The 21753-nt window shown below is 51.8% G+C and carries 16 protein-coding genes and 5 tRNA genes; 14 read left to right on the top strand and 7 right to left on the bottom strand.

Going from position 1 to position 21753, the window contains the following annotated elements:
- The first annotated feature begins 55 nt into the window (after positions 1-55).
- Both ABD892_RS06480 and cysS read left to right on the top strand, forming a co-directional pair.
- Positions 56-1723, top strand: a complete 1668-nt coding sequence (locus tag ABD892_RS06480; protein WP_345194609.1) for a glutamine--tRNA ligase/YqeY domain fusion protein — start codon at positions 56-58, stop codon at positions 1721-1723.
- Positions 1724-1804: 81 nt separating this feature from the next.
- Positions 1805-3187: a cysteine--tRNA ligase gene (gene cysS, locus ABD892_RS06475; RefSeq protein WP_345194607.1), complete on the top strand. Its 1383-nt coding sequence runs from the start codon at positions 1805-1807 to the stop codon at positions 3185-3187.
- 99 nt (positions 3188-3286) lie between these two features.
- On the opposite strand, the gene ABD892_RS06470 is transcribed toward cysS, so the two are convergent.
- Positions 3287-4315 (bottom strand): alcohol dehydrogenase catalytic domain-containing protein, encoded by a 1029-nt coding sequence (locus tag ABD892_RS06470; protein ID WP_345194606.1) that lies wholly within the window; start codon positions 4313-4315, stop codon positions 3287-3289.
- A 350-nt stretch (positions 4316-4665) separates the two neighbouring features.
- Here ABD892_RS06470 and yiaY point away from each other — a divergent pair, with 350 nt between their 5' ends.
- Complete coding sequence (gene yiaY / locus ABD892_RS06465) at positions 4666-5817, top strand: L-threonine dehydrogenase (protein WP_345194605.1); 1152 nt, start codon at positions 4666-4668, stop codon at positions 5815-5817.
- 55 nt (positions 5818-5872) lie between these two features.
- Here the strand turns inward: yiaY and folD are convergent, their stop codons facing one another.
- Positions 5873-6733, bottom strand: coding sequence for a bifunctional methylenetetrahydrofolate dehydrogenase/methenyltetrahydrofolate cyclohydrolase FolD (folD, locus tag ABD892_RS06460; RefSeq protein WP_345194604.1), 861 nt, complete (start codon positions 6731-6733; stop codon positions 5873-5875).
- Between the two features lie 195 nt (positions 6734-6928).
- Positions 6929-7081 carry a hypothetical protein gene (locus ABD892_RS06455; protein WP_345194603.1) on the bottom strand — a complete coding sequence of 51 codons (153 nt, stop codon included), beginning with the start codon at positions 7079-7081 and terminating at the stop codon, positions 6929-6931.
- 25 nt (positions 7082-7106) lie between these two features.
- Between ABD892_RS06455 and ABD892_RS06450 the strand changes: the two genes are divergently transcribed.
- The 11 genes from ABD892_RS06450 (at position 7107) to ABD892_RS06400 (ending at position 17042) form a co-directional block, all read left to right on the top strand.
- Positions 7107-7183 (top strand) — tRNA-Pro (locus ABD892_RS06450).
- 28 nt (positions 7184-7211) lie between these two features.
- Positions 7212-7288, top strand: a tRNA-Arg gene (locus ABD892_RS06445).
- 165 nt (positions 7289-7453) lie between these two features.
- A tRNA-His gene (locus ABD892_RS06440) sits at positions 7454-7529 on the top strand.
- Positions 7530-7565: 36 nt separating this feature from the next.
- Positions 7566-7641 (top strand) — tRNA-His (locus ABD892_RS06435).
- 38 nt (positions 7642-7679) lie between these two features.
- Positions 7680-7764 (top strand) — tRNA-Leu (locus tag ABD892_RS06430).
- A 253-nt stretch (positions 7765-8017) separates the two neighbouring features.
- Complete coding sequence (tig, locus tag ABD892_RS06425; protein WP_345194602.1) at positions 8018-9352, top strand: trigger factor; 1335 nt, start codon at positions 8018-8020, stop codon at positions 9350-9352.
- Between the two features lie 88 nt (positions 9353-9440).
- Positions 9441-10079, top strand: a complete 639-nt coding sequence (gene clpP, locus ABD892_RS06420; RefSeq protein WP_211828315.1) for an ATP-dependent Clp endopeptidase proteolytic subunit ClpP — start codon at positions 9441-9443, stop codon at positions 10077-10079.
- Between the two features lie 142 nt (positions 10080-10221).
- Positions 10222-11511 (top strand): ATP-dependent Clp protease ATP-binding subunit ClpX, encoded by a 1290-nt coding sequence (gene clpX / locus ABD892_RS06415; protein ID WP_345194601.1) that lies wholly within the window; start codon positions 10222-10224, stop codon positions 11509-11511.
- A 300-nt stretch (positions 11512-11811) separates the two neighbouring features.
- Positions 11812-14238, top strand: a complete 2427-nt coding sequence (lon, locus tag ABD892_RS06410) for an endopeptidase La (RefSeq protein WP_345194600.1) — start codon at positions 11812-11814, stop codon at positions 14236-14238.
- 318 nt (positions 14239-14556) lie between these two features.
- A complete protein-coding gene (locus ABD892_RS06405; RefSeq protein ID WP_345194662.1) occupies positions 14557-14862 on the top strand; it encodes an HU family DNA-binding protein in 306 nt (101 codons plus the stop codon).
- Between the two features lie 272 nt (positions 14863-15134).
- Entirely contained in the window at positions 15135-17042 is a 1908-nt protein-coding gene (locus tag ABD892_RS06400; protein ID WP_345194599.1) for a SurA N-terminal domain-containing protein, read from the top strand.
- A 76-nt stretch (positions 17043-17118) separates the two neighbouring features.
- Here ABD892_RS06400 and fabI read toward each other — a convergent pair whose 3' ends face one another.
- From fabI to ABD892_RS06380, 4 genes are all read right to left on the bottom strand, one after another.
- Positions 17119-17913 carry an enoyl-ACP reductase FabI gene (fabI, locus tag ABD892_RS06395; RefSeq protein WP_345194598.1) on the bottom strand — a complete coding sequence of 265 codons (795 nt, stop codon included), beginning with the start codon at positions 17911-17913 and terminating at the stop codon, positions 17119-17121.
- A gap of 70 nt (positions 17914-17983) precedes the next feature.
- On the bottom strand, positions 17984-19573 hold the full coding sequence (locus ABD892_RS06390) for an ABC transporter ATP-binding protein (protein ID WP_345194597.1): 1590 nt from the start codon (positions 19571-19573) through the stop codon (positions 17984-17986).
- Positions 19570-20586, bottom strand: coding sequence for an ABC transporter permease (locus ABD892_RS06385; RefSeq protein ID WP_345194596.1), 1017 nt, complete (start codon positions 20584-20586; stop codon positions 19570-19572). Before ABD892_RS06385 ends, ABD892_RS06390 begins: the two co-directional genes overlap by 4 nt.
- Positions 20586-21677: a microcin C ABC transporter permease YejB gene (locus ABD892_RS06380; RefSeq protein ID WP_345194595.1), complete on the bottom strand. Its 1092-nt coding sequence runs from the start codon at positions 21675-21677 to the stop codon at positions 20586-20588. Before ABD892_RS06380 ends, ABD892_RS06385 begins: the two co-directional genes overlap by 1 nt.
- Positions 21678-21753: the final 76 nt, after the last annotated feature.

Below are 21753 nucleotides of genomic sequence, written 5' to 3'. Positions count from 1 at the left end.
TTTCTTCAGATTACTGTCTATCAACCGTTTATTTTCTGAGTTTCACCGGCATACGATGAGTACCACAGACAAACCCAGCCATTTTCTTGAGCAGATCATTGATAAAGATCTGGCCGACGGCAAGTTCGCTTCCATCTGTACCCGTTTCCCACCGGAGCCTAACGGCTTTCTGCATGTGGGGCACGCCAAGTCCATCTGTCTGAACTTCGGACTGGCTGAAAAATACCAGGGGCAATGTAACCTGCGCTTTGACGATACCAATCCGGAAAAGGAAGAACAGGTATACGTCGATGCGATCAAGGAAGACGTACGCTGGCTGGGCTTCCAGTGGGCGGGCGAGGTGCGTTATGCCTCCGATTACTTTGATACTTTCTACGAGTGGGCATTGCACCTGATTCGAGAAGGCAAGGCTTACGTCTGTGACCTGTCACCGGAAGAAGCCAGTGAATACCGGGGCTGGGCCACCAAGCCGGGTAAGGATAGCCCTTACCGTACGCGCAGTGCTGAAGAGAACCTGGATCTTTTTGAGCGCATGCGCGCCGGCGAATTTGATGAAGGCGCCAAGGTGCTGCGGGCCAAGATTGATATGGCCAGCTCCAACATGAACCTGCGCGACCCGATCCTGTACCGGATTCGCAAGCAGTCCCATCACCAGACCGGTGATAAGTGGTGCATCTACCCGAGCTATGACTTTGCCCATGGCCAGGAAGATGCCATTGAAGGGATTACTCATTCCATCTGCACGCTGGAATTTCAGGATCACCGGCCTCTGTACGATTGGTTCATTGAAAACCTGCCGGTTCCCCATAAGCCGCGCCAGTATGAGTTTGCGCGTCTCAACCTGAACTACACCGTAACCAGTAAGCGTAAGCTGAAGAAGCTGGTGGATGAAGGGGTTGTATCCGGTTGGGATGATCCGCGGATGCCAACGATCTCTGGCATGCGTCGCCGTGGCTATACACCATCCGCCATTCGCAAATTCTGCGACATGATCGGTGTGACCCGTTCCGACGGTATCGTGGATGTAGCCATGCTGGAGCATGCGATCCGTGATGACCTGAACGAAAATGCGGCCCGGGCCATGGCTGTACTGGATCCGCTGAAAGTCGTCATTACCAATCTGCCGGAAGGCGAGGTTCAGGAAATGACTGCGGCGGCACACCCTAACCGTCCTGAGCTGGGTGAGCGTGTTCTGCCATTTACCCGCGAGATTTACATCGACCGGTCAGATTTCACCGAAGACACCACTCTGTCCCGTAAGAAATTCAAACGTCTGGTGCTGGGTGAGTGGGTTCGTCTGCGCAGCGCCTATGTCATTCGGGCTGACGAAGTGGTCAAGGATGATGACGGCAAGATCGTTGAAGTCCGTGCTACGCTGGTGCCGGGCACTGTCGGGGAGAATCCGCCGGAGAATATTCGTCCCCGTGGTGTGATTCACTGGGTTTCGGCGACGCAAGGGCGTCAGGCAGAACTGCGTATCTACGACCGTCTGTTTACCCACGAAGCGCCTGATCGTGGTGAAGAAGATTTCATGAAGCATGTAAATCCTGAATCACTGGCGGTGATGCAGGCCTGGATTGAGCCGGGGCTTGCTGATGCAAAGCCGGAGCAGGGCTTCCAGTTTGAGCGGGAAGGGTACTTCGTGGCGGATCGTTTGGATCACACGGCTGAAAACCCCGTTTTCAACCTGACCATCGGCCTCAAGGATACCCAGGGTAAATAATGATCCCCTGTGCCGGTTTTTCTGCAGTGGGAAGGCCGGCCCATCACGTTTGGGTAAAAAGACAGTAAACAGGACGACACCGTGCTTCAGATTTATAACACACTGACCCGAAAGAAAGAGCCCTTTACCCCGCTGGATGGCAACAATGTCCGGATGTATGTCTGCGGCATGACGGTTTATGACTTCTGCCATATCGGTCATGCACGGACTGTGACGGCGTTTGATGTGGTGGCCCGCTACCTGCGTGCCCGTGGTTATAACCTGACCTATGTGCGCAACATCACCGATGTGGATGACAAGATCATTCGCCGTGCCCTGGAAAACGGTGAGTCTATTGATGTGCTGACTGACCGGATGATTGCCGCCATGCGTGAGGATTTCCGTCAGCTGGGTAACCTGGATCCGGATGAGGAGCCCCGTGCAACCGCGCATGTTGACGGCATGATCACCATGATCGAAGGCCTGATTGAAAAGGGCTTTGCCTATGCGCCGGGTAATGGTGACGTTTATTACCGCGTGCGTAAGTTTGAGGGCTACGGCAAGCTGTCCGGCAAGGTGTTAGAGGAGCTGGAATCAGGTGCCCGCATCGAGGTGGATGAACAGAAAGAAGATCCGTTGGATTTTGTGCTCTGGAAAGGCGCTAAGCCTGAAGAGCCATCCTGGGATTCCCCTTGGGGTAAGGGGCGTCCAGGGTGGCATATCGAATGCTCGGTGATGGGTAAGTGCTGCCTGGGCGAAACCTTTGATATTCATGGTGGTGGTTCCGACCTCAAGTTCCCTCACCATGAAAATGAGATTGCCCAGAGTGAAGCGGCCAATGGCGTTACATTCGTGAATACCTGGATGCATTCCGGTGCTATTCGCGTTGATAATGTGAAGATGTCCAAGAGCCTTGGCAACTTCTTCACCATTCGCGAGGTGCTGGAAAAGTACAATCAGGAGCTGGTGCGCTACTTCCTGATCTCCAGTCAGTATCGCAGCCCGATGAACTACTCCGAAGATAGTCTGAAAGAAGCGGGTATCCGCCTTGAGCGTCTTTATACTGCGCTGAAGGATTTGGATCTCTCCGGTGTTGAAGTGCCAGAAAATCATCCGTTTGAGCAGCGCTTCTTTGCCGTGATGGATGACGACTTCAATACACCTGAAGCACTGGCTGTACTGTTTGAACTGGTGCGTGAACTGAACCGGGTACGCAGTGAAGATGTCAGTAAGGCGCTGCCTCTGGCGGCACTGCTGCGCAAGCTGGGTGGTATTCTTGGGATTCTTCAGGGAGAGCCGGAAGCGTTCCTGAAGTCTGGGGCTGATGTTGATGAAGCCTGGATTCAATCCATGATTGATCAGCGTGTTGCTGCCAAGAAAAATCGAGATTTCGCCGAGGCTGACCGGATTCGTGACGAACTCGCGTCGAAAGGCGTGATTCTGGAAGACAGTCGTGAAGGTACAACCTGGCGTATTGAACGTTAAAAATAGATGCTGAAACCCCCGGATTTCGGGGGTTTTTTTATGGGGCATTATTTTGTTTTTGAATGTTTTTAGTGTGGCTTAGCCACCGGTGGATGACCATTAAATAGACAGTACCACTTTCGTGCAGTTATCCCGGCGATTCTCGAACATATCATAACCCTCGCAGCCTTCTTGCAGCGTAATGCGATGAGAAATGATGGCGGATAAATCGTAGCGACCGGACTTGGCAACGTCTTTCAATGTTTCCATATAGGCACGCGCGGGGCATCGTCCCGAAACAATCGTCAAATTTTTATCGTAGGCTTGAGTTGGGCTGATGGTGAAATGCGGTTCATTATGAACGCCCGCGATGGAAATGATTCCGCCTGGTCGAACCAGGTCGAAGGCTAGTGAGCTGGCCTGGGGGCTGCCAACCATTTCGATCACAGCATCTGCGCCGCGGCCATCTGTTGAGTCATTAATGACCTGTATGGCGTCGGTGGTGTCAAAGTTAATTGGCGTGGCGCCAAAACGTTCAGCGATGGCCAATCGCTCGGGAATACGGTCAATAATAAAAACGCTTTCGGCGCCTTGTTCAAGAGCGCCCACTGCTGCCATCATGCCGACCGGGCCGCAGCCGACAATGGCGCAGATCCCACCTGGTTTAATGGCGGCGGATTTGGCGGCGTGGTAACCGGTGGACAAGATGTCTCCCAGCATCAGGCTTTGCTCATCTGACAGTGCCGGTGAGGGTTTCATTAATGTGTGCTGAGCATTGGGAACCCGTACATACTCAGCTTGTGCGCCCTGTAGCCCCTGTCCATGTTGAACCCAGCCAAATACCTGGCTTGCCTGGCATCGGCTGGTCAATCCTTTCCGGCAGAAATAGCAATGCCCGCAGCTGGTGGAGAACGCGCTGACGACACGATCGCCGATGGATAGGTTGTTGACGTCTTTACCCAGTTCGACGATTTCCCCCATAAATTCATGCCCCATCACTGTGCCATGGTCCAATCCGGATTCTCTGCCGTGATAAACATGCAGGTCAGATCCGCAAATGGCGCAGAGTTTTACCTTAACGATGGCGTCTAGCGGGTGGCAGATCTCAGGATCGGCAACGGTGGTTGTGAGCAATACGTTCAATACCATCAAATACCAGTGCTTTCATGGCAGCTCCGCTATCAGGTCGGAAGAATAGGGCGGTTAAAACATAGCACTTTCTCTGGATGGGGATGGACGAACAGATGTTGTGTCTGGATCCGTTGCCTTGTTTGGGTTTGGTTCTTCTTGTTTGCGGCTGGTTGTAGGTAAAACAGCTTTGAACACTGGGCATTTTTACTGTCAAAGATCAATGCAATGGTGCTTGTGTCACGGGTTGCGTCTTGCGTTAAGTCAATATGAGTGTGGGTGGCTGGTGGTAACTTGGTACGCATACGTTTTGGGTGCTGTCGCGCATAGGGCGACAGGCTTAGCTGTAATGCTGATATGGAGTGTTAACCATGAGTGCCTTCAAGTTTTTCATGCCGACCATCAACCACATGGGGGAAGGATGTCTGGCTGAAGCGATCAACGATATTGTTGGATTTGGCCTTAAGAAAGCGCTGGTTGTGACAGACAAAGTGCTGAACGATATTGGTCTGGTCGGCGATGTGGTTGAGCAGCTGGGTGAAAAAGGGATTGCCAGCGTTATTTATGATGGCACTCAGCCTAACCCGACCTGCGAAAACGTACTTGATGGTCTTGCACTGCTGCAGGAAAATGACTGTGACTTCGTCATTTCTCTCGGTGGTGGTTCTCCCCACGATTGCGCCAAAGGTGTTGCGCTCGTTGCAACCAATGGTGGTGAAATCAAGGATTACGAAGGCGTCGATGTTTCCGGCAAGCCTCAGCTGCCGCTGGTTGCGATTAATACGACTGCAGGTACTGCCTCAGAAATTACCCGTTTCTGCATTATCACTGACGTGAAGCGTCACGTGAAAATGGCAATCGTTGACAAGAACACCACGCCGATCATGTCCGTCAATGATCCGGCTCTGATGAAGGGTATGCCGGCTTCCCTGACTGCTGCGACTGGTATGGATGCCCTGACCCATGCGGTAGAAGCGTATGTCTCTACGATTGCTACGCCTGTCACTGACTGCTGTGCGCTGAAAGCTATCAAACTGATTGCTTCTTACCTGCGTCGTGCGGTCGACAATGGTGAAGACATGGAAGCCCGTGATCAGATGGCGTACGCGCAGCTGTTGGCCGGTATGGCATTCAACAATGCCAGCCTGGGTTACGTTCATGCAATGGCGCACCAGCTGGGTGGTTTCTACGATCTGCCTCACGGTGTGTGCAACGCTGTCCTGCTGCCTCACGTTCAGCAGTACAATGCGCAGGTTAGCCCGGGTCGTCTGGCTGATGTGGCGCGTGCCATGGGTAAAGATGTTGAGGGTATGGAAGCGCCTCAGGCTGCTGAAAAAGCGCTGGAGGCGATCCGTGAACTGTCAGCGTCTGTCGGTATCCCTGCAGGCCTGCGTGAGCTGAATGTGAAAGAGGAAGATCTGGATCTGCTCGCAGAGAATGCGCTGAAGGATGCCTGTGGTCTGACCAATCCCAAACAGGCGACTCACGAAGAGATCGTGGCTATCTATCGCAATGCGATGTAATCGATAGTTGAAAAAAAGGCCGGGCTTCATGTCCGGCCTTTTTTGTTTGTGTGGCTTATGCGTCCGGATGGAGGTGCTCGGCAGCGTAGAGCGTATTTTCCAGGAGGGTTGCGACAGTCATGGGGCCGACACCGCCAGGTACTGGTGTGATCCAGGAGGCACGCTCAGCGGCGGCTTCAAATTCTACGTCGCCAACCAGTTTGCCGCTTTCCAGGCGGTTGATGCCCACGTCAATCACGATGCTGCCTGGTTTGATCCACTCGCCTTTGACCAGTCCTGGTTTCCCGACACCCACAACAACGATATCAGCACTGGCTACTTCTGATGCCAAGTTTTCAGTGAAGCGGTGTGCAGTCGTTGTAGTGCTACCTGCAAGGAGCAGTTCAAGCATCATTGGGCGGCCAACGATATTTGAGGCGCCGACAATCGTGGATTTCATACCGCGCAGGCATTCACCGGTGCTTTCCAGTAGCGTCATGACACCCTTGGGGGTGCAGGGGCGCAGCATCGGGTTACGCTGGCAGAGGCGTCCAATATTGTAGGGGTGAAAACCGTCAACATCTTTGTCCGGGCGGATGCGCTCGATCACGTGCGTGCTGTTGATGTGGGCAGGAAGGGGAAGCTGAACCAGGATGCCGTCGATTTCAGGATCATTGTTCAGGTTATCAATCAGGGTGAGCAGCTGTTCTTCAGTAGTGGCGGTGGGGAGGTCATAGGAGCGAGAGAGGAAGCCGACTTTTTCGCAGTCCCGCCGTTTCTTGCCGACATAAACGCGGGAAGCGGGGTCTTCGCCCAGGAGTATCACCGCCAGACCCGGGGTGCGGAGACCGTGTTCCTGTCTTGTTTTTACAGCAGCAGCTATGCGGTCCGTGATCCCGTCAGCAATGCGTTTGCCATCAATGATCTTTGCTTGCATGAGATGTGACTTGTTTTTTCTGTTTCAGGAAGGCGGGGAGTATGACAGATTTTCGGCGGTAAATCGTGGCATGGGTCAACGCATAACGGGGCATATTATTTCTTGGCCTGGAATTTTTTCGATTGCGGTTGAACTCGCTGCAGTGTTTCAAGTTGGCTTGTGAGCACGCGTTGTAATCCGATTTTGTCGCTTCCCTCAAAAATGTTCTTTAATAAAGGAAAGCATGTGGGTGGCATTTTCGTTAACAGCATTTTGTAAGTCCTCGTTTCCTAACGGAAAAAGGTAGTCGATGAGGCGTTGACGAACTGAAAGGCTGCGGGTAATATTCGCCCCGTCGTTGAGCAGCACTCATGCCGCTTCGCAGCGTCTGATTCGGGGTATAGCGCAGTCTGGTAGCGCGCCTGCTTTGGGAGCAGGATGTCGGGAGTTCGAATCTCTCTACCCCGACCAGTTACAACCTGTGATATAAAGGGTATATGCGCCCGTAGCTCAGTTGGATAGAGCAACGGCCTTCTAAGCCGTGGGTCGCAGGTTCGAATCCTGCCGGGCGCGCCATGCAGTGTTTCTGATCGGTTTTCTTTGCCAGTCTTTGAAAAGCGTTTTGTTGGTTCGATGATGTGTTGTCTGGTTTGCGAGTAGGGCTTGCATCCTGCTTAAAAATCAGTACGATGCGCTTCGCAACTGGCCGGTGAGTTTCTTTCTGGCGGTATGAATTTAGTGGTGGGCGTAGCTCAGTTGGTAGAGCTCAGGATTGTGACTCCTGCGGTCGTGGGTTCGACTCCCATCGTCCACCCCACTTAATTCGTTGTTGTAGTGTGTTGATATTTTGCTGGTGGGCGTAGCTCAGTTGGTAGAGCTCAGGATTGTGACTCCTGCGGTCGTGGGTTCGACTCCCATCGTCCACCCCAGTTTTTAAAAGTTTCCTGCCAGGTTGGCGGGATTTTGTGCGGAAGTGGTGGAATTGGTAGACACGCTGGATTTAGGTTCCAGTGCCGAAAGGCGTGAGAGTTCGAGTCTCTCCTTCCGCACCATGCATTGTTAAAAATGGGGATAAGCTTGCCTTATCCCCATTTTTCGTATGTGGCGAAAAGGTCATCTTGGTATCGTGCTGATATCCAAGTGCCTTTTGGTTGCCAATAATAAGCGCATAAAAGACTGTCTTCCGGGGATTGATGTAGTTGCAGGGTATATGCATCGGCTATTCAGTGATGCATGAGAATTTGATACCCTGTCACACTTTTCAGTGACCGAATGTTGCTACAGCTGGTTTTATGAGGAATACCCATGCAAGTCTCACTTGAAACGACTTCCGGCCTTGAGCGTCGCCTGACTATCGTTGTTCCGGCGGCTGATGTGGATGCCAAGGTTGAGGAGCGTCTTAAGGAAATGAGCCGCCGTGTCCGTCTGGATGGTTTCCGTCCGGGCAAGGTACCGTTCAAGGTGGTTAAGAAGCGTTACGGAAAGGGCGCTTATCAGGAAGTACTGGGTGAGGTTATGCAGACCTCCTACATGGAAGCGATTTCCAGCGAGGAACTCCAGCCTGCCGGTTCCCCCAGTGTAGAACCCAAGGTCATGGAAGAAGGTAAGGACTTCGAGTTCATTGCCACCTTTGAAGTGTACCCGGAAATCGCTCTGGAAGACTTCGCCCAGATCAAGGTCGAAAAGCCTGTGAGCACTGTCCAGGATGCTGATGTTGATAACATGCTCAACACCCTGCGTGAACAGAGCCGTACCTGGGAAGTGGTTGAGCGCGCTGCCGAGAGCGGTGACCAGGTAGAGATTGACTACGTTGGTACCCTGAACGGTGAAGCGTTTGAGGGTGGCAGTGCTGAAGATCAGAAGCTGGTGCTGGGCTCTGGTCAGATGATCCCTGGTTTTGAAGATGGCCTGATTGGTGCTTCTGCCGGTGAAGAAAAAGTGCTTGAGCTGACCTTCCCCGAAGAGTACCACTCAGAAGAACTGAAAGGTCAGCAGACTACCTTTACCGTTAAGGTTAAAGCTGTCAGTCAGCCTGTTCTGCCGGAAATGAACGATGAGTTCTTTGCCAAGTATGGTGTTAAAGAAGGCGGCGAAGAAGCGTTTCGTGAAGAAATTCGCAAGAACATGGAACGAGAGCTGCGTCAGTCTATCAAGACCAAGATCAAAAACCAGGTAATGGATGGGCTGCTGTCTGTTCACAATCTGGATGTTCCCCAGGCGCTGGCTGCGCAGGAAATTGATCGCCTGCGTCATCAGGCTGTCGCACAGTTTGGTGGTGTGAACAGCGGTATTGACCCGAAAAACCTGCCGGCTGAACTGTTTAAAGATGAAGCTGACAAGCGCGTCAAGCTGGGTTTGCTGGTCGGTGAGATCGTTAAGGTTAAAGAGATCAAGGTCGATGATAACCGTGTGCGCAGCATGATCGAAGATATTGCTTCTGCCTACCAGCAGCCTCAGCAGGTGATTGACTGGTACTACAGCAATGAACAGCAGCTGAGCCAGGTGCAGTATGTTGTACTGGAAGAACAGGTGGTGGATACTATTCTCGATGCTGCACAGGTTTCTGAGGCCGAGTGCAGTTACAAAGAGGCGATCAAGCCTGCTCAACAACATGCCGCTGAAGAAGAGACCGAAGCTTAAGGTCTTGGCCTGCTGATATTTCTTCTCAGCAAGATCGGAGCACTGTCGGAGACAGTGCTCCCACACCGACAAGGAGCCATTCCAGGATATGTCCAGATTCACTGATTACAGCGCTCCCCAGATTTCGGCAGCCGGTGGGCTGGTGCCCATTGTGGTGGAGCAGTCTGCCAGGGGTGAGCGTTCCTACGATATCTATTCCCGCTTGTTAAAAGAGCGGGTTATTTTTATGGTGGGCCAGGTTGAAGATTACATGGCTAACCTGATTGTCGCCCAGATGCTGTTTCTGGAGTCTGAAAATCCGGATAAGGATATTCATCTTTATATCAACTCACCCGGCGGTTCGGTCACGGCAGGCATGGCAATCTATGACACTATGCAGTTTATCAAGCCGGATGTCTGTACCTATTGTGTCGGACAGGCCGCCAGTATGGGGGCATTGCTGCTGGCTTCCGGTGCTGCGGGTAAGCGTTATTGTCTGCCGCACTCCAGGGTGATGATTCATCAGCCTTTGGGTGGTTTCCAGGGTCAGGCGTCCGATATTGAAATTCACGCCAAAGAGATTCTGACCATCAAGGACAAGCTGAACAAGGTTCTGTCACATCATACGGGCCAGCCCATGGAAGTGGTTGAAAGAGATACTGATCGTGACAACTTTATGGATGCCCTTCAGGCCAAGGAGTATGGTCTGATTGATGAGGTGATGGATAAGCGCCAGGTTTCCGAGTAGGAGCCTGGGCTGACCCATGGTATTTCGGGTGGTCAGTAGCACGGACAAGGCGATTACCTTTTCTCTGTCTGACCCCTTGAAATATGACGGTAAAACCAGCATCTTGTTGTTAAAGGGTTATCCCAGAAAACAGGGTATTTGAATGACCGACCAGAGCAACGGCAAGGGTGATGATAGCGGCAAGCTGCTTTACTGCTCCTTCTGCGGCAAAAGCCAGCATGAAGTGCGGAAGCTGATTGCGGGCCCATCGGTCTTTATTTGCGACGAGTGTGTTGATCTCTGTAACGATATTATCCGTGAAGAGGTCCAGGAAGCGGCACCAGAAGGTAGTAGTGACAAGCTTCCCGCACCCAGAGAGATCAAAGATATTCTAGATGAGTATGTTATAGGTCAGCAGCGTGCTAAGAAGGTACTGTCTGTTGCCGTCTATAACCACTACAAGCGACTCCAGGCGGGTGAAAGCCGCAACAAAGATGATGTGGAGCTCGGAAAGAGTAACATCCTTCTGGTGGGGCCGACGGGCTCCGGTAAGACATTGCTTGCTGAAACGCTGGCGCGTCTGTTGAATGTCCCTTTCACTATTGCAGACGCAACGACGTTAACAGAAGCAGGTTATGTGGGTGAAGATGTCGAAAACATCATCCAGAAGTTACTTCAGAAATGCGATTATGATGTAGAAAAGGCTCAGATGGGCATTGTCTATATCGATGAAATCGATAAGATTTCAAGAAAGGCCGATAATCCGTCCATTACCCGGGATGTGTCAGGTGAGGGCGTTCAGCAGGCACTTCTCAAGCTGATTGAGGGCACTGTGGCATCGGTGCCGCCTCAGGGGGGGCGCAAGCATCCTCAGCAAGAATTTTTACAAGTTGATACCTCCAACATTCTCTTTATTTGTGGTGGTGCATTTGCGGGTCTGGAAAAGGTGATTCGTGACCGGACTGAAAAGGGTGGTATTGGCTTTTCTGCAGATGTCAAAAGCAAAGATGTCAAGAAGAGTCTTGGTGAAACATTCAAGGATGTTGAGCCAGAAGATCTGGTTAAATATGGTCTGATTCCTGAGTTTGTCGGTCGACTGCCGGTTGCAGCTACGCTTGAAGAATTAGATGAAGAGGCGCTGGTCAGAATTTTGACTGAGCCTAAAAATGCTTTGACCAAACAGTACGCGCGTCTTCTAGAAATGGAAGGTGTGGACATCGATTTTCGTGACGAAGCACTTCGAGAAGTGGCTCGACAGGCGATGGAGCGAAAGACGGGTGCTCGTGGTTTGCGTTCCATTCTTGAGAATGTGTTGCTTGAGATTATGTATGACGTGCCTTCGGATAAGACTATTTCCAAGGTGGTCATTGATGGCAATGTCATTCGGGGTGAAACCGCACCTATTTTGCTTTACGACAATACTGAAGCGCAAAAAGTACTGCCAGAAGAGTAAGTCATTTTGCAGGGTGACAATCATGCGATTGTCACCCTATTTTTCTTTTGTTGCCTTCTTTCTCACCTCTGCTCATTCTCATTCTTTGTGTTCAGACCATTTTTTATTTATATTTCAATAATTTTGGTTAATGCTGACAAAGTGGTCAGCGTTTTTTGATGCAGGTCATTTTGTCCTTGTATTTTTGTTCGTAAGCCCTCATCTTAGTGATTGTAAGGCGGTCTGCAGTAGTTGCTGGCGCTGTACTGAGTTGTCAGCGTGTTCTCTGGCCGTCAGGAGTATCAGAAGAGAGGGCTGCGTATGGAAAATCAGGATCTCACCCGCTGCCATGAGACGGTGGAGCTACCGCTTTTGCCACTCCGGGATGTTGTCGTCTATCCCCATATGGTTATTCCTTTGTTTGTTGGAAGGGATAAATCGATTAAAGCCCTTGAAAAGGCAATGAGCGGTGATCGTCGCGTGCTGCTTGTCGCTCAGAAGAATGCCCAAGATGACGATCCGGCTCCTGCTGAAATCTACGAGGTTGGGACACTATCAACCATCTTGCAAATGCTGAAGCTGCCTGATGGAACGGTCAAGGTTCTGGTGGAAGGGGCCGCAAGAGCGAATATTACCGAATTCCGGGATAGTGGCGACTATTACACAGCACTTGCTGATGTTCAGGAATCCATACAGGTTGAAGCACGCCGCACTGAAGTTTTGACGCAGACGCTCTACAGCAAGTTTGAGCAATATGTGCAGCTTAGCAAAAAAGTGGGGACAGAAGTCCTCAACTCCCTCACGGAGGTGGACGACCCAGAGAGACTGGCAGACACCGTTTCTGCCCATATGGTTCTCAAAATAGAAGACAAGCAAAAAATTCTGGAAGTTAATGACATATTCGAACGGCTTGAGTACCTGATAGCACTGATCGAAACCGAGATTGATCTGCTTCAGGTTGAAAAGCGGGTGAGGGGTCGTGTCAAGAAACAGATGGAAAGGAGTCAGCGGGAATACTATCTGAATGAGCAGATGAAGGCCATTCAGAAAGAGCTGGGTAGCATTGAAGATGGTGTCGATGAATTAGATAGCCTCAAGGAGAAAGTAGAGGCTGCAGGCATGACAGCTGAAGCGCTCGACAAGTCCATGTCAGAGCTGAAGAAGCTGAAGCAGATGTCACCAATGTCAGCAGAAGCCACAGTCGTTCGCGGTTATATTGACTGGATGCTGAGTATTCCCTGGAAAAAACGTAGCAAAGTTCGTCATGATCTGAAAAAAGCGGAAACAATCCTCAATGAAGATCATTATGGTCTGGAGGAAGTTAAGGATCGGATTCTTGAGTATCTGGCGGTTCAGCAGCGTGTCCGTAAGATCAAGGGACCTGTTTTGTGTCTGGTTGGGCCTCCAGGGGTGGGTAAGACGTCCTTAGGTGAGTCTATAGCCAGGGCTACCAATCGTAAGTTTGTTCGCATGGCACTGGGTGGTGTGCGTGATGAAGCTGAAATTCGAGGTCACAGAAGAACCTATATTGGTTCCATGCCCGGCAAGCTGGTACAGAAAATGGCCAAGTCGGGTGTCAAGAATCCGCTTTTTCTCCTCGATGAAATTGATAAGATGGGTTCTGATATGCGCGGTGACCCAGCATCTGCATTGTTGGAAGTGCTGGATCCAGAGCAAAACAACAGTTTCAATGACCACTATCTTGAAGTGGATTACGATCTTTCTGATGTTATGTTTGTCTGTACCTCTAATTCCATGAACATCCCGGCACCACTGCTGGATCGTATGGAGGTGATCAGAATCCCGGGTTATACCGAGCAAGAGAAAATCAATATCTCTGAACGGTATCTATTGCCTAAGCAGCTTAAAAACGCCGGTCTGAAGAAGGGCGAAACCCAATTTGATGAGAATACCATTCGTGATCTTGTGCGTTATTACACGCGCGAGGCCGGTGTTCGAGGATTGGAGCGTGAAATCGCCAAAATATGCCGGAAGCTGGTGAAGGAGCAGGCGTTAGGTGTTCATGATGTGCCAGGCAAAATCGTGCCAGACGATCTTGAGCATTATTCTGGCGTTCAGAAATTCACCTATGGCCTCGCCGAAGAGAAGGATCAGATAGGTCAGGTAACCGGCCTGGCCTGGACCCAGGTGGGGGGGGAGTTACTGACAATCGAAGCTGTGGCGACTAGCGGTAAAGGCCAGGTCATCAAGACGGGGTCTCTGGGCGATGTCATGCAGGAGTCCATTCAGGCCGCAATGACAGTTGTGAGAAGTCGGGCGCCTGTTTTAGGTATCAAGCCTGATTTTCATGAGACCCACGATGTGCATATCCATGTGCCGGAAGGGGCGACACCGAAGGATGGTCCTAGTGCGGGGATTGCTATGTGCACGGCACTGGCTTCCGTATTTACTGGCATTCCGGTACGTGCCGATGTGGCGATGACGGGGGAAATTACCTTGCGTGGGCAAGTTCTGGCGATTGGCGGCCTGAAAGAAAAACTGTTGGCGGCCCACCGTGGCGGGATCAAAACCGTGATCATTCCTGCTGAGAATAAGAAGGATCTCAAGGAGATTCCGGATAATATCAAGCAGGATCTTGAGATCTGTCCGGTCAAGTGGATTGATGAAGTGCTGGAGTTGGCATTGAAGTTTATGCCGGATCCGCAGTCTAAGGATCAGGATGTCGCTGTCGAGGATGCGAACGGAAAAGCAGATGCTGCCCGTGGCGATCTGGTCAGTACACACTGAAATCGTTGTTAAACCATGGCGGGCTTAGGCTCGCCATGGGTGTTTATGATTAATATTCTTCGATTTTCTACACGACCTGCCGGAAAATAGTCTATTTATACTGATTCTGCATCTCTGAAACCCTTGCAGGGCGGGGCTTTCTTGACAGTGACTGAAGCGTATTGGTATAAAACTTTGCGGTTTTTGCAGGTCGAAATTTATGGCAGTTCCTTCCGGTATGCCCATTCAGTCATCACCCCTTTCTGGTTAGTGTGTGACAGAAATAACCGGAAAAACTGGTGAAGCATGTACCACGATGGCTGAGCCCTTGCGTAGGCCATCGAAACACCACGTCACAAGAAGGGGAATGAAGTGAACAAGTCTGAACTGATCGAGACAATTGCTGAATCTGCGGATATCCCGAAAGCAGCTGCCGGTCGCGCGCTGGATGCGGTTGTAGAGTCCATTACCAGTGCATTGAAGAGTGGCGACCAGGTTGCCCTGGTTGGATTTGGAACATTTGGTGTCAAGGAGCGTGCTGCACGTACAGGCCGTAACCCTCAGACTGGCCAGCCGATCCAGATTGCCGCAGCCAAGATTCCCAGCTTTAAAGCGGGTAAGGCTTTGAAGGACGCGGTGAATTAAACATAACTGATGCTCACCCTGTAACGTGAACGGTGATGCCTGTTCGGAGCTGTTCCGTTATAAGCGCAAACTTTCGGTGCATGGGGTTGAGATGAAAAAGGCGTATCCATGGATACGCCTTTTTATTATTATTCACTACTTTTCATCCTATGACGTGCACAGTAGGCCTTGGCCGGTGATGCCCGCTAAGTCTGAAGCAGGGATTGACCGGTTGACTATCAGGTTGTTGCATTCATACAGAATTCGATTCACAGGACGTTGTTGAGGTTTCTATGCTGCAAAACACGAGGGATAAGGCCCAGGGCTGGATCGCCAAGGCGATTATTGCTTTTATTGCCTTTACCTTTGCTATCTTCGGTCTGGAGTCGCTGGCTCCGAACCCAAATAACCCTGAAGTCGCCGAAGTGAATGGCCAGGAAATCACCCAGCAGCAATTGATGCAGGCGGTTGATCAGCAACGTCGGTTATTGATGCAGCAGCTTGGCGGTAACTTCGACCCTTCCATGTTCAATGAGCAGATGCTGCAACAGGCGGCACTGGAAGGTTTGATTCAGAAGGAAGTGGTCCGCCAGTACGCCGACCGGGTAGGGATGTCCATTTCTGTCCAGAGCGTGGATCAGTTGATTCGCTCTACGCCGGAATTTCAGGTGGATGGCCAGTTTGACGCCAACCGCTTCCAGCAGCTGGTACGCTCTCTGGGGATGACGCCGCTGCAATTCCGTCAGTATCTCCGCGAAGAACTGCTGGCGTCTCATATCCGCGCCAGTATTGCCGGCTCTGAATTTGCTACGCCGTATGAAGTGCAGATGCTGACGGATATACAGCAGCAGACCCGTGATATTGCCTGGCTGACACTGGATCTCGCTGCAGCGCGAGATGCCGTGAAGGTTGATGAAGAAACCATTGCGTATTATTACCAGGAGCATCAGGCTGACTATATGACGCCTGAGCAGGTCAGTCTGGAGTATGTGGTTCTGGATCGGGCAAAGCTGGCTGAGCAGGTTGATGTCACTGAAGCAGATATCAAAGCACGCTATGAATCCCGTGTAGCTGATCTGAAAGAGAAGGCTGACAATGCTGTTACTGCTTCCATGATTCTGCTGGAATCCAGTAATGCTCGCGACGAAAAAGCGACTCTGGCGCTTGCGGATGAACTCAAGCAGCGTATGAATAAGGGTGAAGACTTTGCCAAGCTGGCTCGTGAATATTCCGAGGAGCCTGATTCAGCGGCCAAGGGTGGGGATTTAGGTGCTGTTGAAACTGGATTCCTGGGGGCCGCTTTCGATGAGGCTCTGGCAGCCCTTGATAAAGGTGAAGTTTCCCAACCCGTGCTAACCGATTTTGGTGTGGTGTTGATCAAGCGTACTGCAGGTACTGATGCAGATATCCCTGCACTGGCTGATATGCGTAATGAAATCGCCAGGGAGCTCAAGGAAAGTGCTGTAGATCCGCTGTTTGTTGAGCAATCCCAGAAGCTGGCAGACATCAGCTTTGAAGCTGCGGACCTTCAGCAGCCTGCAGAAGAGTTGGGTCTTGACGTGCAAACAACTGACTTGTTTGGCCGTAGTGGCGGCGAAGGCATTGCTGAAAATCGCGCGGTTATCGACGCGGCCTTCAGTGACGATGTTCTGAACCTGCAGGCGAACAGTGAGCCTTTGGATATAGGGCCTGGCAAAGTCGCGGTTGTTCGCATCAAGGAGCACAAGCAGCCCGAGGTGAAGTCTCTGTCTGGTGTTCGTGATGCTATCGTTGCGCAGATCCAGAAGGAGCAGGCAGACCAACAGCTTAACGAAAAAGCCGATGCTATCTTGGCCGCCCTTAACGCAGGTAGCGCTGGCGATGCTGTTGCCAAGGACTACGCGGTAGAGTGGCAGGTTAAAGAAACCGCAAGACGTGCAGAAGAGGATGTGCCTCAGCAGCTACTGATGGATGCGTTTAAATTGCCGCATCCGCAAGGCGATGTGCCCAGTTACGGTAAAACAACCCTGCCCAATGGTGATGTGGTTGTCGTTGCGGTGAGCAAGGTGGTGCAGGGATCGGAGGCCGTTGAGTCTGAGCAAGCCCAGACAATTGGAAACATTCTTTCCATGCGTATGGGGGAAGCGCTGTTTGGTGAGTATCAGCAGGATCTGAAAAATACTGCGGATATCAAACGGTTTGCGCAAGATTCAGAAAGTTAACGCTTTTTATGTAAAGAAAAAAGGCCGGTGAATCCGGCCTTTTTTCTTTTTTGTATCGTCAGGAAAAAGCGCAAGGTTATTCTGGCAGTTGCCCCATTGCGGTGATGTTGAAGCCGCCATCGACATAGGTGATTTCACCGGTAACGCCACTGGCGAGATCGGAGCAGAGAAACGCCGCTACATTGCCGACTTCGAGCTGCGTGACATTCCTGCGGAGCGGCGCCCGTTCTTCATTATGGGCCAGCATCTTACGGAAGCTGTTAATCCCGCTGGCTGCCAGGGTGCGGATGGGGCCGGCTGAGATGCCATTGACCCGGGTGCCTTCTTCACCCAGGCCGGTTGCCAGGTAACGGACGCTGGCTTCGAGACTGGCTTTGGCCAGACCCATCACGTTGTAGTTAGGCATGGTACGCTCAGCCCCAAGGTATGACAGGGTCAGTAACGCGCCATTACGTCCAGTCATCATCTGACGGCCGGCTTTGGCCAGTGCGATGAAGCTGTAGGCGCTGATATCATGGGCAATGCGGAAGCCGTCACGGGTGGTAACATCGGCAAAGTTACCGCTGAGCTGGTCGCCCGGTGCAAAGCCGACAGCATGGACAATGATGTCCAGCCCGTCCCATTGCTTGGCCAGTTCAGTAAACACGGCCTCGATCAGTTCATCGCTGGCGACATCACAGGGGAAGCACAAATCAGCGGATGACCCCCACTGTTCAGCGAATTTTTCTACGCGCCCTTTCAGTTTTTCATTCTGATAGGTGAAGGCCAGCTCGGCGCCTTCCCTGTGCATGGCTTCCGCGATGCCGCTGGCAATAGACAATTTGCTGGCAACGCCCACGATCAGTGCACGTTTTCCCTTGAGAAAAGCCATTTGGAATTCCTTTATATCGACAAATTCCGCCAGTATAGAGAAACCATGAGCTGGTTTCGATAACGGCACTTTATTTTATGTAATTATCTGTCAACGAAGCCTGCAGGAGCTGGCGTGTATACGCTTGGGCGGGGTGTTGGAACACGGTTTCCGTGTCACCGGATTCCAATATTTCACCATGACGCATGACCATGATGCGATGGCTGATGGCCCTGATAATGGCGAGGTCATGGCTGATAATCAGGTAGCTGAGATGGTGTTTCTCTTGTAACGCTTTGAGTAGATTGATGATTTGGCACTGTACCGTGCGATCCAGGGCTGATGTGGGTTCGTCGAGTATCAGTACCTCGGGTTTGAGCACCAGCGCGCGGGCAATAGCGATTCGCTGGCGTTGTCCGCCGGAGAATTCGTGGGGGTAGCGGTTCAGAATGGTGTCCGGTAGCTGTACATCCTGAAGGACGCTGATGACCTGTTGCCTGATAGTGTCGGGATTATCAGGGCGATGGATGTGAAGTCCTTCGGCGATGATTTCTTCAACCGTCAGTCGCGGGCTCAAGCTACCAAATGGATCCTGGAAGACCATCTGGAGATGGCGACGGAAAGGACGGAATGCTTTATTTGACAGCTGGTCAATGCTTTTCTGGCGAAGCTGAATGTTGCCTGAAAAGGCCTGTAACTTGAGAAGTGCACACGCCAGTGTGGTTTTCCCCGAGCCGCTTTCTCCGACCAATCCGAGGGTTTCGCCGGCTTTTAACGCCAGTGATACATTACGAACGGCATAATGCCAGGACTTCACGGTACCCAGAATCCCTTTTCTTTCAGGAAAACGTACTGTGATCTCCGATGCACGTATTGTGTCACGTGCGTTTGGCGTAAGGGGGGAGGCAGAGCCTTGGGGGGTGGCGTTGATTAACGCTTTGGTCAATGGCTGTTGGGGAGCATGCAATATGGATTCAACGCCCCCTGATTCAATGATCTGGCCATCTGCCATGATCGCAACCCGTGAAGCATGGTGTTTGACCAGATTGAGATCATGGCTGATCAAGAGTACGGAGAGGTCGTACTCATCCCGTAAGCTGTCCAGTAACGCAAGAATCTTTTGTTGGACGGTAACATCCAGTGCGGTCGTGGGTTCATCCGCAATCAACAGATTCGGACGGTTGGCCAGTGCCATGGCGATCATAACACGCTGGCGTTGACCGCCGGATAGTGCGTGGGGCAGGGCGTTATATTTCTGTTCAGTCTGCTTGATGCCCACCCGTTCAAGGAGTGCGAGAGTCTCGGTTTTCGCCTGTCGGTCGCTCAGTCCCTGGTGGCGGATCAGGGTTTCACTGATCTGTCTGCCCGCCGTATGGAGAGGATTTAATGCGCTCAGGGGCTCCTGAAATATCATGCTGAGACGATTGCCGCGCAGATTGGCCAGTACCTGGTTTTCAAGCCTCAGCAGATTTTGTCCCTTGAACAGTATATGTCCGGAAGCGCAGGTGTTGTGGGGGAGTAAACCCATAATGCTGAGAGCTGTCAGGGTTTTGCCTGAACCGGATTCGCCCACCAATGCAACGGTTTCTCCTGCTTCAATGGTGAATGACAGCGATTTCACCAGTGACTTCTGGCTATCGTTTAATTTCACGGATAAATGTTGTATGTCCAGCAGGCTCACGCGGTTGCTCCTGCATCCATTGCATCTCTTACTGCCTCACCAATAAAGACCAGCAGTGTCAGCAGGAAAGATAAAACCAGGAAGGCGGTAACGCCTAGCCAGGGAGCCTGCAGGTTGTTTTTGCCCTGTGCTATCAGCTCACCGAGAGACGGCGAACCGACCGGTAGGCCAAACCCCAGAAAATCGAGAGAGGTCAGCGTGCTGATTGCGCCCGTGAGGATAAAAGGAATAAATGTCAGGGTAGCGACCATGGCGTTAGGCAGGATATGACGGAACATCAAGCGGGTATCGGAGACGCCCAGAGCGCGTGCTGCCCTGACATAGTCCAGGTTTCTGCCCCGAAGGAATTCGGCTCTTACAACATCGACCAGTGCTGTCCAGGAGAATAGCAGCATGGTACCCAGCAGCCACCAGAAACCGGGTTCTACCAGGCTGGCCAGGATGATCAGCAGATAGAGCATCGGAAGACCGGTCCATATTTCCAGAAAGCGTTGCCCGAACAGGTCGATTCGCCCGCCATAGTATCCCTGGAGCGCACCGGCCACGATGCCAATCAGGGTGCTGAACAGGGTCAGCAGCAGGCTGAAGAGGATGGAAATCCTGAGTCCATAGATGACCCTTGCCAGGACATCACGTCCCTGGTCGTCCGTGCCCAGCCAGTTCTCGGAGGAAGGGGGGGCCGGGGCTGGCTGATCATAATTGATGGTGTCATGCGAATAGCGTATTGGAGGCCAGAGCATCCAGCCCTGCTGAAGGATCTGCGACTGGATGTCCTGTTGCCGGTAGTCTGTACGGAGCGGTAGATCGCCACCAAAGGTGGTTTCCGGGTAGTCAAATAAGACCGGCACATGGAATTGGTTCTTATAGTGAACCAGCAGGGGTTTATCGTTTGCAATCAGCTCTGCCATAAGCGCCAGGGTAAATAGCATCAGGAAGAGGTATAAGGCGGCATAGCCCCGGCGATTTGCTTTGAATTGTTGCCACCTTTTTTGATTATGAGGACGCAGGCGCATCAGAAATCCCTGGTCTCGAAATCAATGCGAGGATCGACCAGGACATAGGTCAGGTCACCCAGCAGTCTCGCGATGAGCCCCAGTAGTGTGAAGATATAGAGTGTTCCAAACACCACGGGGTAATCTCGGCTGATGGCGGCTTCAAAACCGAGCAGGCCCAATCCATCCAGGGAAAAGACCACTTCAATCAGCAGGCTGTTGGTAAACAGGATGCTGATCAATGCCGCAGGAAAACCGGCAATAACAATTAGCATGGCGTTGCGAAACACATGTCCGTAGAGCACTTGCCGCTCGTTGAGTCCCTTGGCGCGCGCTGTCATCACGTATTGACGGGCTATCTGGTCCAGGAAGGCGTTTTTGGTCAGAAAGGTGAGGGTGGCAAAACTGCCCAGAACCATGGCCGTCAGGGGGAGAGTCAGGTGCCAGAAATAATCAGCTATCTTTCCAGCTAACGACAGCGTGTCGAAATCATCGGATACCAGGCCCCGTAACGGGAAAAGTTGCCAGTAGCTGCCACCTGCCAAAAAAATAATCAGAAATAATGCCAGTAGAAAGCCTGGTACGGCATAACAGATTGTGACCATTGTGCTGCTCCAGACATCAAAATGACTGCCGTGTCGCACCGCCTTACGGATACCCAGGGGAATAGAGAGGGTGTAAACCAGCAGGGTGCTCCATAACCCGAGAGAGAGCGAGACCGGCAATTTCTCTGCAATGAGGTCAATGACGGAAATATCACGGTAGAAGCTGCTCCCGAAATCGAAAGTCAGGTAGTGGTACATCATCTGGATAAATCGCTCTATGGGCGGCTTGTCGAATCCGTATTGCTTTTCTATTTCCCGGATAAGGTCAGGATCGAGTCCCCGGGAGCCTCGGTATTCACTGCTCTGATCCATCATCGGTTGCTGGATTTCGCTACCGGCATCTCCGCCGATGCGGCCGGTAATATCCGTATCCAGCCCTTCCAGTTTGGCGATCATCTGCTCGACGGGGCCACCGGGTGCCGCCTGGACAATGACAAAGTTGATCAGCATGATGCCAAACAGTGTGGGTATAAACAGCAGGAGTCGTCGGGCGATATAGGCTCGCATCAATTTAACCGTCAGGGGGTGGCCATTATGGCTGGGATTGGGTGCATTTTTACCCGGCATCATGCCGTTGGATTGG

Origin of the sequence: Kistimonas scapharcae, from assembly GCF_039540975.1 — a bacterium.
GTDB lineage: Bacteria > Pseudomonadota > Gammaproteobacteria > Pseudomonadales > Endozoicomonadaceae > Kistimonas > Kistimonas scapharcae.
The sequence above is the reverse complement of the archived record's forward strand: the minus strand, read 5'-3'. Positions and strand labels throughout refer to the sequence as shown.